The following is a 12,846-nucleotide window of genomic DNA, read 5'->3' on the forward strand; positions in this document are numbered from 1 at the left end:
CGGTATCCCCCTTTGGAACGGGACATTCAGAAATACCAGAGGCAGCATGACGACAACCGGCGTAACGCCGATGATGGCGCAGTACCTAGAGATCAAAGAGGCCCATCCGGGGTCCTTGCTCTTTTACCGCATGGGCGATTTCTACGAGCTGTTCTTTGACGACGCCGTGGCCGCGTCCGAGGCCTTGGACATCGCGCTGACCAAACGTGGCAAGCATGACGGCGACGACATTCCCATGTGCGGCGTCCCTGTTCACGCGGCCGAAGGGTACCTGCTGACCCTGATCCGCAAAGGCTTCCGCGTTGCCGTTTGCGAGCAGATGGAAGACCCCGCCGAGGCCAAGAAGCGCGGCGCGAAATCCGTGGTGAAGCGCGGCGTGGTGCGTCTGGTCACCCCCGGCACTTTGACCGAGGATTCCCTGTTAGAGGCCCGCCGCCACAACTATCTGGCTGCCCTGACCGAGGTACGTGGCGAGGTAGCCTTGGCCTACTCCGACATCTCGACCGGCGAGTTGCGCGTGGTGTCCCTGCCCGAGGTTCGCATTGGGCCGGAACTGGCGCGCCTGATGCCGCGCGAGGTTCTACTGTGCGACGCCAAGGAACAGGATTGGGCCGAACTGATCGAGGACAACGGCGCTGCGTTGACGCCCTTGGGTCGGGCCGCGTTTGACAGCACCGCCGCTGAGGGGCGCCTGTGCAAGCTGTATAAGGTCGACACGCTGGATGCCTTTGGCACCTTTACTCGTGCCGAACTGTCCGCCTTGGGCGCGATTGTCGAGTATCTTGACATCACGCAGAAAGGCACTCTGCCCCTGCTGCGCGCGCCTGTGCGAGAGGCTCAGGACCGCGTGGTGCAGATCGACGCCTCGACCCGCCGCAATCTGGAACTGACTCGCAGTCTGTCTGGCGGCCGTCAGGGATCGCTGCTTTCGGTCGTGGACCGCACTGTCACCGCTGGTGGTGGCCGCCTGCTGGAACGCCGCCTGTCCGCCCCGTCCCGCGTGCTGGACGAAGTGCTGCGCCGCCAAGAGGCTGTGGCCTATGCCGTGGATCACTCCGGCACTGCCAACCAGTGGCGCGACAGCCTGCGCCGCGTACCCGATCTGGATCGCGCCCTGTCCCGCCTGTCCCTTGACCGTGGTGGCCCGCGCGACCTGACCGCCGTGCGCAACGCCATCACCCAGTCGCTGCAACTGGCCGATACCTTGGCACAGTTGGAGTTGCCCGCACTTCTGTCCCAGCTGACCGTCGATCTGGCCCAACAAGAAGAGCTGCTGGATCTGCTGGATCAAGCACTGATCGCCGAGCCGCCCTTGCTGGCCCGCGATGGCGGTTTCATCGCTGCCGGGTTCCACGCGGAACTGGACGAAGCGCGCACCCTGCGGGACGAAGGGCGCGGTGTCGTCGCTGGCCTGCAAGCCCAGTATGCCGAAGAGACCGGCATCAACAGCCTGAAGGTCAAACACAACAACGTCCTTGGCTACTTCATCGAATGCACCGCAACCCACGGTGAAAAGATGCTGGGGATGAGCGAGCGGTTCATCCACCGTCAGACCACCGCGAACGCCCTGCGCTTTACCACGGTCGAACTGTCTGATCTGGAGACCCGCATCCTGAACGCCGGTGGCCGTGCGTTGGAGATTGAGAAGCGCCTGTTCGAAACCCTGCGCCAAGCCATTCTGGAACAGGCCGCCCCGCTGGGGTCCATGGCCCGTTCCTTGGCCGAGTTGGACCTGACCACCGCCCTTGCCGATTTGGCCCGCAGCGAAGATTGGTGCCGTCCACTGATCGATGACAGCCGGACCTTCCGCATCGAAGCGGGTCGCCATCCCGTTGTCGAGGCCGCGCTGAAGGGGGACGGTGATCCCTTTGTCGCGAACGACTGTGAGCTGTCCCCGCGCGATGGCGCTGCCATCTGGCTGCTGACCGGTCCGAACATGGCGGGTAAGTCGACCTTCCTGCGGCAGAACGCACTGATCGCGCTGCTGGCACAAATGGGCGGGTTCGTCCCTGCGCATGCAGCGCATATCGGTCTGGTCAGCCAGATCTTCAGCCGTGTGGGTGCGTCCGACGATCTGGCCCGTGGGCGTTCGACCTTTATGGTCGAGATGGTCGAGACGGCAGCGATCCTGAACCAGGCCGACGATCGGGCGCTCGTGATCCTGGACGAGATCGGGCGCGGCACCGCGACCTATGACGGTTTGTCGATTGCTTGGGCCACGATGGAGCACCTGCATGACGTGAACCGCTGCCGTGCCCTGTTCGCGACCCACTATCACGAAATGACCGCCCTGACCGAGAAACTGGACGGCGTGGAAAACGCGACCGTCAGCGTCAAGGAATGGGAAGGCGAAGTCATCTTCCTGCACGAAGTCAAACGTGGCGCAGCGGATCGGTCCTATGGTGTGCAGGTCGCCCGTCTGGCTGGCCTGCCCGCCAGCGTGGTGGAACGTGCCCGCGTTGTGCTGGAGGCTCTGGAAGAAGGCGAGCGCCAAGGTGGCGGCACCAAGCAGAAGGCCCTGATCGACGACCTGCCCCTGTTCGCAGCGATCCCGCCCGCACCGCCGCCCGCCGCGAAACCGGCCCCGTCACCGGCGCTCGAGATGCTGGATAAAATCCACCCCGACGAGCTGACCCCGAGAGAGGCGCTTCAGCTGCTCTACGAACTCAAAGAAAAGGCCCGCCAGTAACGGCGGGCCTTTTGGCATTCCAACGGTGCGCTGAAAATCAGGCGGGGTTCGACGACACGCCAACCTGAGCCGCGCGCAGCAGACGCTCGTGCAGCATGAAGCCAACGGCGCTGACCTGAATGATCTCGCCCTTCTTGGTGTTCGGCACGGGGGCCTCGAACATCGCTTCGTGGACGTTCGCATCGAACTGGTCGCCGACCGACGGCTCGACCACGATCAGACCATGCTTCGAGAACACGCTGTTCAGTTCACGCAGGGTCAGCTCGACGCCTTCGATCAGGATCGCGTTGTCCTCTTTCGAGGTTTCCTCAGCGGCCTTCAAGGCGCGCTGCAGGTTGTCGTAGACCCCGATCAGGTCGCGGGCCAGACGGGTGCTGCCGTACTTCTCGGCGTCACGACGATCTTTGTCGGCGCGCTTGCGGGCGTTCTCGGCCTCGGCCAGGGCGCGGACATAGCGATCCTTGTATTCGTCACGCTCGGCTTTCAGCGCATCCAGCGCCTCGCCTTTGGCTGCTTCGGCATCGATGTCGATCAGCTCTTCGTTTTCGTCCTCGCCGTAAAGCTCTTCTTCCAGAGCTTCTACATCATCAAGGAAGTCATCGTTCTTAGGCTCAGCCATTCCTTACCTCTCAGTCCGGTCAGAGATCATGCGCCCTACCAGCTGCGCTGTGTAGTCCACAAGGGGCACGATCCGACCATAGTTCAAACGCGTGGGTCCAATGACCCCGACCGCGCCAATAATCTTTCGGTCAGCGTTCATATAAGGAGAGACGACCAGAGAGGAACCCGAAAGTGAAAAAAGTCTGTTCTCTGATCCAATAAAAATTCGCACGCCTTCGCCTTCGTCGGTCAGCTGCAGGAAATCCGCAATGTCGCGCTTGCGTTCAAGGTCGTCGAACAGCACGCGGATGCGTTCCAGTGTCTCGGCGTCGCCGCCTTCTTCCAGCAGATTCGACCGGCCTCGGACGATCAGACGCTCGGGTCCGTCGCCTTCTTCGCTCCAGACGGCCAGACCGGATTCGACCATGGCGTGGGCCAACGTGTCGATCTCTTGCCTCCGCTCGGTGATCTGGACGCGGACGTCGCGGCGCAGTTCGGTCAGGGTCTTGCCCTCGGCCAAGGCGTTCAGGAAGTTTGCGGCCTCGCGCATGCTGCTGGGGGTCTGCCCCATGGGCGGGGTAAAGACCCGGTTTTCGACATGCCCGTCCCCGAAGACCAGAACCACCAAGGCACGCTCGGCGGACAGGGACACGAATTCGATGTGCTTGATCGGGGCCTCGTGTTTAGGGGCCAGCACCAGACTGGCGCCCTTGGTCACGCCAGACAGAGCCGCGCCCACACGGTCCAGCATGGTGCCCACGTCATCGCTGTTCCCGCCAAGGGTCGCGCTGATCATGTCGCGGTCCTGATCTGTGGGCGCCGTCACTTCGAGCAGGCCATCCACGAACATGCGCAGACCCATCTGGGTCGGCACCCTGCCCGCGCTGGCATGAGGGCTGCCGATCAGCCCCATATACTCCAGATCCTGCATCACGTTGCGAATGGTGGCCGCGCTGACCTTTTCGCTCATGGTGCGGGTCAGGGTCCGGCTGCCCACGGGGTCGCCGCTTTCCAGATAGCCTTCGACCACGCGGCGGAATACCTCGCGCGAGCGGTCGTTCAGTTCACCCAGTAGCTTTCTTCCGTCGTGCATTCGCAATCTCCTTATCCCGCACTAAAATTCGACTGGAGGAAATCGTCAATCGGGGTTGCCACCCTAACCGGCGCGGGCGTATGCCCGAAGCAACAATTACAGGGGAATTATTATGCGACCTTCTGGACGTGACCTAAGCGAGATGCGCGAAATTTCAATCGAAACCAACGTGACCAAGCACGCCGAAGGGTCCTGCCTGATCAAGATCGGCGACACCCACGTGCTGTGCACCGCGACCCTCGAAGAGCGCGTCCCGCCGTTCATCAAAGGCTCGGGTCTGGGTTGGGTGACTGCCGAATACGGCATGCTGCCCCGCTCGACCAGCTCGCGGATGCGCCGCGAGTCGACCATGGGCAAGCAAGGTGGCCGCACCGTCGAAATCCAGCGCCTGATCGGCCGCAGCCTGCGCGCCGGTGTGGACCGCGTCGCGATGGGCGAGCGTCAGTTCACCGTCGACTGTGACGTGATCCAAGCCGACGGCGGTACTCGCTGCGCCTCGATCACCGGCGGTTGGGTCGCTCTGCGTCTGGCCGTCAACAAGCTGATGAAGGCTGGCGACATCAAGACCGATCCGCTGATCTCTCCGGTCGCGGCGGTCAGCTGTGGCATCTATGCGGGTCAGGCTGTGCTCGACCTCGACTACCCCGAGGACTCGGCGGCGGGCGTTGACGGCAACTTCGTCATGCTTGGCAACGGCCAGATGATCGAGACCCAGATGTCGGCCGAAGGCGCGACCTACTCTCGGGCACAGATGAACCAACTGCTCGACCTCGCGGACAAAGGCATCGCCGAGCTGGTCGCAGCCCAAGAGGCCGCCTGCGCATGACCCGTAAATTCGACGGCGACACGATCCTGTTCGCGACCCACAACGCCGGTAAGCTGGAGGAGATGCGGGCCCTGCTCGCTCCCTTCAACATCACCGTCGTCGGGGCCAAGGAAAAGGGTCTGCCCGAACCCGAAGAGACCGGCACCACCTTTGTCGAGAATGCCCGCATCAAGGCCCACGCCGCCGCCAAGGCGACCGGCCTGCCCGCCCTGTCCGACGACAGCGGGATCGCAGTGGATGCTCTGGACGGTGCCCCCGGTGTTTATACCGCCGACTGGTCCGAGACCCCGAATGGTCGCGACTTCGTAATGGCGATGACCAAGACCTACAACCTGCTCGAAGAGAAGAACGCCGCCGAACCCCGCACCTGCCGCTTCTGCTGCACGTTGGTTCTGGCATGGCCCGATGGCCATGACGAGGTCTTCGAAGGCAAGGTCGAGGGTCGCTTTGTCTGGCCCATGCGCGGCGCCGAAGGTCATGGCTATGACCCGATCTTTATGCCCGAAGGCTACGACATCACTCTTGGCGAGATGGATCCCGCCGAGAAGAACCGCATCAGCCACCGCGCCGATGCGTTTACTAAGTTCGTGGACGCCTGCTTTGGCTGAGGACTGGCGCAACGGGGGATTTGGCCTCTACATTCACTGGCCGTTCTGTATGGCCAAATGCCCCTACTGCGATTTCAACAGCCACGTCTCTCGGTCCATCGACCAGAAGGCGTGGCTGGACGCCTACCTGAAGGAACTGGATCGCAACGCAGCCCGCACCCCTGATCGCGTGTTGAAATCCGTGTTCTTTGGCGGCGGCACCCCCAGCCTGATGGAGCCAGAGACCGTTGCCGCGATCCTGAATCGGGTCGGTCAACTCTGGACCCCCGCCAACGACCAAGAGATCACACTAGAGGCCAACCCGACCTCCGTCGAAGCTGGCCGTTTTCAAGCCTATGCCGAGGCTGGCGTTAACCGTGTTTCGATGGGTCTACAGAGCCTGCGGGACGACGACCTGCGCCGCCTTGGCCGGATGCACACCGTGGCCGAGGGTCGCCGCGCCTTCGAGATCGCCAAGGATTGCTTTGGTCGCGTCAGCTTTGACCTGATCTACGCGCGCCAAGACCAGACCGTCCCCGAATGGAAGGCCGAGCTGCGCGAGGCATTGGCATTGGCCGCCGACCACCTCTCTCTTTACCAGTTAACCATCGAGGCTGGCACCGCCTTCGGCGATCGCTACGAACGTGGCACCCTGCGCGGTCTGCCCGAAGATGACGACGCCGCCGAGATGTACGAAGTCACCCAAGAGATCTGCGCCGAGTTCGGCATGTATGACTACGAGGTCTCGAACTACGCCAAGCCCGGTGCCGAAAGCCGTCACAACCAGATCTACTGGCACTACGGTGACTATGTCGGGATCGGCCCCGGCGCCCATGGCCGCGTCACAATGAACGGCATTCGCCATGCCACTGACACGTGGAAGCAGCCCCAGAAATGGCTGGATGCCGTGGCCGCTGGCACCGGCGAAAATCTGGTCGAAGCCGTCTCCCCCACCGAGCAAGCGAACGAGTATTTGATGATGGGTCTGCGCCTGACCGAGGGCATCGACTTGGAGCGATTTAACCAAATTGGGGGCCGCGCTCTCAATCCGCGCACGTTGAAAGAATTGCAGGACATGGGGATGATTGAGCTGGAATCGCCCTATCTTAAAGCTACGCGCGCAGGCCGACTGGTCTTGAACGCGGTAATTGCTGAACTGCTTTTGGATTAAGACATGCGCTCACTCTGGTTCATCCTTGGCGTCCTCAGCATGGGGCTTGGCCTGATCGGGGTCGTTCTACCCTTGCTGCCGACGGTACCCTTCATGCTGCTCGCAGCCTTCTGCTTTGCCCGCTCGTCAGAGCGGATGCACGGTTGGCTGGTGAACCACCGTGTCTTTGGTCCCGCGATCGAGGATTGGAACCGCAGTGGCGCCATAAGCAAAACGGGTAAACGCGCCGCGACGGTCTCCATCGCGGTCGTTTTCTCGATCTCGGTTTTCATGGGATTGCGGCCAATGATCCTGGGCATTCAGGCCGTAACGCTAGGGGCGGTTCTGACGTTTATCTGGACCCGCCCCAGCTATTAACCAGTTATTCAGTCGCGCTCAGGCGGCGGCAGATGTCATCCAACTGATCTAGATTGTTGTAGCTGATAACGATCTTACCCTGTTCGGTGCCCTCTTTATGCTCGACGGCAACCTTCATTCCAAGCGCAGCAGACAGATCCCCTTCAAGGGCTTTGGTGTCCGCATCCTTATCATCTTTGGGGCGCGATGCAGACTTCGCCTTGGGCGCGGCCTCACCCTGAGCGGCCTTCTTCACTAGTCGCTCGGTATCCCGTACAGACAAACCGCGCGACACAATCTGCTTTGCCAATTCAGAAGCGTGGTCGCTGGTGATCAGCGCACGGGCGTGACCGGTGCTAAGACGGCCATCAGCCAAATGCTCAATCACGTCATCGGGCAGCTGAAGCAAACGCATGGAGTTCGCGATATAGCTCCGGCTTTTCCCAAGAGCTTCTGCAAGTCGCTCCTGGGTATGACCGAATTTCTCCATCAACTGCTTGTAGCCTGCAGCCTCATCCACCGGGTTCAGATCGGCCCGCTGGATGTTTTCGATGATCGCGACTTCCAGAACTTCGGTGTCGTCGAACTCGCGGATCAGAACGGGCAGCTCATGCAGTTGCGCCATCTGCGAGGCGCGCCAGCGGCGTTCACCCGCGACGATCTCGTACTTCAGGCTATCGCGCGGGCTCACGCGCACGATCAGGGGTTGGATCACCCCTTTTTCCTTAATGGAACGGCAGAGATCTTCTAGATCTTCGCTCTCGAAACGGCGGCGCGGCTGGTCCGGATTGGGCTCGATCTTCTCGATCGGGACCAACATATCCGGCCGGCGCGGCGCTGTCGTTCCTGCATCCGTCGCCACATCCTGCTGAACATCAGCCATCAGCGCCGACAACCCACGACCCAAACCTCGTTTCAACGGTTTGCGTTCCATTCCTGCCCTCTTCTGTTTTTATTCTGCAGCCACCTGAGCGGACTTCTGTACCAGTTCTTTGGCCAGAGCGCGATAGGCAACTGCACCGCGAGATTGCGGATCATAGTACAGAACCGGTAGTGCAAAGGAAGGTGCTTCGCTGACCCGAACGTTCCGAGGGATCTTGGTTTTGAACACCAGATCGCCAAGGTTTTCCCGCGCGTCAGCCTCGACTTGCTGAGAGAGGTTGTTCCGGCCATCGAACATGGTCAGCACGATCCCTTCGATCCGTAGGTCAGGGTTCGCCGCTTTGCGCACATCACGAATGGTCAGCATCAGCTGGCTGAGGCCCTCGAGTGCAAAGAATTCGCTCTGCAGCGGGACCAGAACCGAGTCAGATGCGACCATCGCATTGACCGTCAGCAAGTTTAGCGAGGGCGGGCAATCGATCAAGATATAGTCGAAATCGATCTCGGCCATCAAAGCAGTACGCAAAGCATTCCGCAGAAGGTAGCTGCGCTTCTCGTTAGAAATAAGCTCAATATCGGCCGAAGCCAGATCAGTGGTCGCCGGAATGAGGAAGATGTTTTCGAATTGCGTCGGACGGATGACCTGCGTTGGCAGGACTTCCTCGAGCAAGAGTTCATACGCCGTGAAGTCGCGATCCTCTGCATGCACACCTAACCCAGTCGAAGCGTTGCCCTGCGGGTCGATATCGACGACCAGAACGCGTTTTCCCATATCGGCCAGAGCGGCGCTCAGGTTAATGGCGGTGGTCGTTTTACCCACCCCACCCTTCTGGTTTGTGACAGCGATGATTTTAGTGCCGTTCGACGTCATCATGTCAGCCACGCGCAATCCCTCCGATGCTCAGAATGACCGAATTCAATTCTACGACGCTTTTATGCGCTTGCAGAGAGAAAGACCACGAGCGTTGTGCTTCTTCGACCTCTTGTTGCCAAGTTGCGCCTTTTGGAAACAAAGCCTGCCCTTCTGCTTTCATGTGTATGGTTGCAAAGCCTAACAATTGATCGAGAGACGCCAAAGCGCGAGCAGACAGAATATCTGCGTTGATCGGATCCACTTCTTCTATTCTCTTCGAGTGAACCTGCGCAGCAACACCTGTCTCTCTGGCGACCGTGCGCAGAAATGCGGCTTTGCGCTGATCACTCTCAACCAAAACTACCTTCCCTGACTGATTTAGCTCTGCGGCAAGAATTGCGATAACCATTCCGGGGAATCCACCACCGCTGCCCAGGTCACACCATATCTTCCAGTTTGGGTCTGCAAGCCCATATATCTGGGCTGAGTCGACAAAATGGCGCGATTTCGCATCCCTGATCGTAGAGGGAGAGACCAAATTTATGGCCCTGTTCCACTTTTTCAGGAGCTCTTCGTAGATATTTAGGCGATCCAATGTTTCACGTGAAACATCGAGCTTAGCAATTTCACCGATCATGACCCAGTCATCGCCCTTTTCTTCTGGCGAATTTTTGCCAGGATTAGGGTGAGGGCGGCAGGTGTCATCCCCTCAACGCGACCAGCCTGACCAAGGGTCGCAGGACGTGCCGAGATGAGCTTCGTTTTCAGCTCATTAGAAAGACCTTCGAGGATTGAAAAGTCAAAATCCTCGGGGATAGCCTGCCCTTCATCACGACGAAGTGCTTCAGCATCTTTTTCCTGCCGAGCGATATACTTAGCGTAGAGACCATCACATTCAAGCTGGCGACGAATCTCGGGCTCAATGTCGTTAAGCCCTTCGTCAAGAGCGAGCAAATTTTCGAACGCGAAATCAGGGAACGCGAGCAGATCGTAGGCGGAACGCCGAGCGCCATCCTGGTTCACCTTTATGCCGCTTTCATTCAATTCTCGGGGGGTGAAGGTCATTGCCTCCAGACGTTCTCGCCCGGCCTCAAGCTTTTCCATCTTTGTCTCAAAAGCCGCTTTTCGATCTTCAGAAATACAGCCGAGTTCAAGTCCCATCGGGGTCAGACGCTGATCTGCGTTATCTGCTCGCAGGGACAAACGGAATTCCGCCCGAGATGTGAACATCCGATAGGGTTCGGTCACGCCACGCGTGGTCAGATCATCGACCATCACACCGATATAGCTCGAAGAACGGCTAAAGATCGCAGGATCCCTGCCCTGCGTCGCAAGAGCAGCGTTCAACCCAGCGACCATGCCTTGCGCTGCGGCTTCCTCATATCCCGTTGTGCCGTTGATTTGACCAGCGAGATAAAGACCCGAATGTTCGCGCAATTCTAGGGTTTGACGCAACGCTCTGGGATCGACGTAATCGTATTCAATTGCGTAACCCGGCTGGATAATACGAACGTCCTCAAGTCCATAGATCGACCGAATATAGGCTTCCTGCACATCTACAGGCAGAGAAGTCGAGATGCCGTTCGGATAAACGGTATCGTCGTCCAACCCCTCAGGCTCAAGAAAGACTTGGTGCGAGTTCTTGTCTGAAAAACGCACGATTTTGTCTTCGATAGATGGGCAATAGCGGGGACCTACACCCTCGATATGGCCGCCATACATCGCTGAACGATCAAGATTTTTCCTTATGATTTCATGCGTTTGTTCATTCGTATGCGTGATTCCACATGATACTTGGCGAACGAACGGCGCCTTGGACATGAAGGAAAACAACGTCGGATCATCATCACCGGGCTGCGTTTCCAGAAGATCCCACTTAATCGTTTTACCATCCAGCCGCGCAGGCGTACCTGTTTTCAATCTGCCCATCGGAAGGCCAAAACTATGTAACCTATCCGCCAAAGGAACGGACGGTCGGTCGCCCATGCGTCCACCAGGTTTGGAAACGTCCCCAATATGGATGAGCCCATTCAAAAACGTCCCGGTCGTCAAAACAACTGCGCCGCAGGATATCTGGGAACCGTCACCTAATATGACGCCCGATACCATACCTTCGGTCTGGATTAGATCGGAGACCTCCGCTTCGATGATGTTCAGGTTAGGCGTAGCTTCGAGCAGAGCCAGCATCGTCTCGCGATAGATTTTGCGATCTGCCTGCGCTCGGGGCCCCTGCACTGCTGGACCTTTGCGCCGGTTCAGCAAGCGGAACTGGATTCCGGCCCGGTCAGCGACATGGGCCATGACGCCACCCATCGCGTCGATCTCGCGGACCAAGTGTCCTTTACCCAAGCCACCGATTGCCGGGTTGCAGGACATGACGCCGATTGTGTCGCGGCGCAGGGTGACCAAAGCCGTTCTCGCGCCCATCCTCGCAGCAGCATGAGCTGCATCGGCGCCCGCGTGACCGCCGCCGATCACAACAACGTCGAAGTCAGATTGTTTCACGTGAAACACTCCTATTTACCCAAGCAGAAGCTTGCGAAGATTTCGTCGAGGATAACCTCAACGTCGATTCGTCCCAACAGCATGTCCAGAGCACGAGCAGCCGTCCGAATTTCCTCTGCAACCAGCTCATACCGCTCTGACCCGTAGGCAACCTGTTCATCAGCAACCATCAAAGCATCCGAGGCGATTCGCAAAGCTGTGCGATGGCGCTCTTTGCTGGCCAGATTCACCTTTTGCATGCGATTCGACAGGAACTCGTACACCGAATCCAGCATCTCGGAGACTCCGAGCCCAGAAACACCAGATATTGGATTCGGAGCTGCATTTCGTGAGTCGCCTTTGGCGGAATACACCAAGTCACCGTCAACAGGTTCAAGAGGAAGCTCATCCCCCTCTTGCATCAGAAAAATCCGAAGATCGGCGTTTTTGGCGCGCTTCAGCGCACGCTCAATACCGATTCCCTCAATTTCATCGACAGTTTCGCGCAGGCCAGCGGTATCCAGCAACGTCACCGGCAGACCCTTCAGGTCCATCCGCACCTCGATCACATCGCGGGTCGTCCCAGCGATGTCAGAGGTGATCGCCGCATCGCGCTTGGCCACGTAGTTCAGCAAAGTGGACTTGCCCGCGTTTGGGGCGCCAACAATCGCGACCTCGAAACCCAGATGCAGGCGCTCTGCGACCTCGGAGCCGGCGATCTCTTTCAGCAGATCACGGCGCACACTGGCTAACAGGTGCTTAACCTCTGGGGTTACATCTTCAGGGACATCTTCGTCCGCGAAATCGATGGTCGCTTCCAGCAAGGCCGCAGCACGGATGATCTGGGACCGCCAAAGCTCCGCTTGCTCGCCGAGCCCGCCCGAAAACACGCGCATTGCCTGTTGGCGTTGCGCTTCTGTCTCGGCTTCGATCAGATCGGCCAAGCCCTCGACCTGCGCCAGATCGAGCCGCTCATTCTCTAGCGCGCGGCGTGTGAACTCTCCGGGCTCTGCGTGGCGCAGCCCGTTGACCTCGGACAGCTCAGAAAGAACGCGGCGCACGATCGCGGGGCTGCCGTGCAGATGGATTTCGACCACATCCTCGCCGGTAAAGCTGGCCGGACCCGCAAAACAGATCAGCATCGCCTCGTCGATCAAGGCCCCTGCCCTGTCGCGCACCATACGAACGCCGGTTTTGCGCGGCTCCGGCAAGGAACCCGCAAGAACAGAGGCCGCGGCAAATGCCTGCGGCCCCGAAATCCGGATCACTGCGACCCCGGCTTTGCCTTGAGCAGTCGCCAGGGCAAAGATCGTGTGCATTCCGCC

At 59.5% G+C, this 12,846-nt stretch carries 12 protein-coding genes; 5 read left to right on the forward strand and 7 right to left on the reverse strand.

Annotated features, from left to right (window positions below):
* The first annotated feature begins 46 nt into the window (after nt 1-46).
* The gene (mutS, locus tag HJ536_RS03300; RefSeq protein WP_177156638.1) at nt 47-2,689 is read left to right on the forward strand and encodes a DNA mismatch repair protein MutS; all 2,643 of its coding nucleotides are present in this window, start codon (nt 47-49) and stop codon (nt 2,687-2,689) included.
* A gap of 37 nt (nt 2,690-2,726) precedes the next feature.
* Here mutS and HJ536_RS03305 read toward each other — a convergent pair whose 3' ends face one another.
* Together HJ536_RS03305 and hrcA are read right to left on the reverse strand one after the other, a co-directional pair.
* Nucleotides 2,727-3,308, reverse strand: a complete 582-nt coding sequence (locus tag HJ536_RS03305) for a nucleotide exchange factor GrpE (protein WP_176852446.1) — start codon at nt 3,306-3,308, stop codon at nt 2,727-2,729.
* 3 nt (nt 3,309-3,311) lie between these two features.
* Nucleotides 3,312-4,382, reverse strand: coding sequence for a heat-inducible transcriptional repressor HrcA (hrcA, locus tag HJ536_RS03310; RefSeq protein WP_176852445.1), 1,071 nt, complete (start codon nt 4,380-4,382; stop codon nt 3,312-3,314).
* Nucleotides 4,383-4,494: 112 nt separating this feature from the next.
* Here hrcA and rph point away from each other — a divergent pair, with 112 nt between their 5' ends.
* From rph to HJ536_RS03330, 4 genes are read left to right on the forward strand one after another with little or no spacing between them, the layout of a single operon-like run.
* Nucleotides 4,495-5,208: a ribonuclease PH gene (rph, locus tag HJ536_RS03315; protein ID WP_177156639.1), complete on the forward strand. Its 714-nt coding sequence runs from the start codon at nt 4,495-4,497 to the stop codon at nt 5,206-5,208.
* A complete protein-coding gene (gene rdgB / locus HJ536_RS03320) occupies nt 5,205-5,816 on the forward strand; it encodes an RdgB/HAM1 family non-canonical purine NTP pyrophosphatase (RefSeq protein WP_177156640.1) in 612 nt (203 codons plus the stop codon). Before rph ends, rdgB begins: the two co-directional genes overlap by 4 nt.
* On the forward strand, nt 5,809-6,966 hold the full coding sequence (gene hemW, locus HJ536_RS03325) for a radical SAM family heme chaperone HemW (RefSeq protein WP_228028613.1): 1,158 nt from the start codon (nt 5,809-5,811) through the stop codon (nt 6,964-6,966). The genes rdgB and hemW overlap by 8 nt, the downstream gene beginning before the upstream one ends.
* Before the next feature lie 3 nt (nt 6,967-6,969).
* Nucleotides 6,970-7,323, forward strand: coding sequence for a YbaN family protein (locus HJ536_RS03330; protein WP_177156642.1), 354 nt, complete (start codon nt 6,970-6,972; stop codon nt 7,321-7,323).
* Nucleotides 7,324-7,327: 4 nt separating this feature from the next.
* On the opposite strand, the gene HJ536_RS03335 is transcribed toward HJ536_RS03330, so the two are convergent.
* From HJ536_RS03335 to mnmE, 5 genes are read right to left on the reverse strand one after another with little or no spacing between them, the layout of a single operon-like run.
* Entirely contained in the window at nt 7,328-8,236 is a 909-nt protein-coding gene (locus HJ536_RS03335; protein ID WP_177156643.1) for a ParB/RepB/Spo0J family partition protein, read from the reverse strand.
* A gap of 18 nt (nt 8,237-8,254) precedes the next feature.
* Complete coding sequence (locus HJ536_RS03340) at nt 8,255-9,058, reverse strand: ParA family protein (RefSeq protein ID WP_228028349.1); 804 nt, start codon at nt 9,056-9,058, stop codon at nt 8,255-8,257.
* A gap of 1 nt (nt 9,059) precedes the next feature.
* Nucleotides 9,060-9,674, reverse strand: coding sequence for a 16S rRNA (guanine(527)-N(7))-methyltransferase RsmG (gene rsmG / locus HJ536_RS03345; RefSeq protein ID WP_177156644.1), 615 nt, complete (start codon nt 9,672-9,674; stop codon nt 9,060-9,062).
* A complete protein-coding gene (gene mnmG, locus HJ536_RS03350; RefSeq protein ID WP_177156645.1) occupies nt 9,671-11,542 on the reverse strand; it encodes a tRNA uridine-5-carboxymethylaminomethyl(34) synthesis enzyme MnmG in 1,872 nt (623 codons plus the stop codon). The genes rsmG and mnmG overlap by 4 nt, the downstream gene beginning before the upstream one ends.
* An 11-nt stretch (nt 11,543-11,553) precedes the next feature.
* A complete protein-coding gene (gene mnmE / locus HJ536_RS03355; protein WP_177156646.1) occupies nt 11,554-12,840 on the reverse strand; it encodes a tRNA uridine-5-carboxymethylaminomethyl(34) synthesis GTPase MnmE in 1,287 nt (428 codons plus the stop codon).
* Between the last annotated feature and the right edge of the window lie 6 nt (nt 12,841-12,846).

The sequence above is a fragment of the Donghicola mangrovi genome (assembly GCF_013377535.1).
Taxonomy (GTDB): domain Bacteria; phylum Pseudomonadota; class Alphaproteobacteria; order Rhodobacterales; family Rhodobacteraceae; genus Donghicola; species Donghicola mangrovi.

Coding starts and splice junctions, on each gene's coding strand:
- HJ536_RS03305 (WP_176852446.1), bottom strand. CDS start 3,308: ATGGCTGAGCCTAAGAACGATGACTTCCTTGATGATGTAGAAGCTCTG.
- rph (WP_177156639.1), top strand. CDS start 4,495: ATGCGACCTTCTGGACGTGACCTAAGCGAGATGCGCGAAATTTCAATC.
- rsmG (WP_177156644.1), bottom strand. CDS start 9,674: ATGATCGGTGAAATTGCTAAGCTCGATGTTTCACGTGAAACATTGGAT.
- hrcA (WP_176852445.1), bottom strand. CDS start 4,382: ATGCACGACGGAAGAAAGCTACTGGGTGAACTGAACGACCGCTCGCGC.
- mutS (WP_177156638.1), top strand. CDS start 47: ATGACGACAACCGGCGTAACGCCGATGATGGCGCAGTACCTAGAGATC.
- HJ536_RS03340 (WP_228028349.1), bottom strand. CDS start 9,058: ATGATGACGTCGAACGGCACTAAAATCATCGCTGTCACAAACCAGAAG.
- mnmE (WP_177156646.1), bottom strand. CDS start 12,840: ATGCACACGATCTTTGCCCTGGCGACTGCTCAAGGCAAAGCCGGGGTC.
- HJ536_RS03335 (WP_177156643.1), bottom strand. CDS start 8,236: ATGGAACGCAAACCGTTGAAACGAGGTTTGGGTCGTGGGTTGTCGGCG.
- rdgB (WP_177156640.1), top strand. CDS start 5,205: ATGACCCGTAAATTCGACGGCGACACGATCCTGTTCGCGACCCACAAC.
- HJ536_RS03330 (WP_177156642.1), top strand. CDS start 6,970: ATGCGCTCACTCTGGTTCATCCTTGGCGTCCTCAGCATGGGGCTTGGC.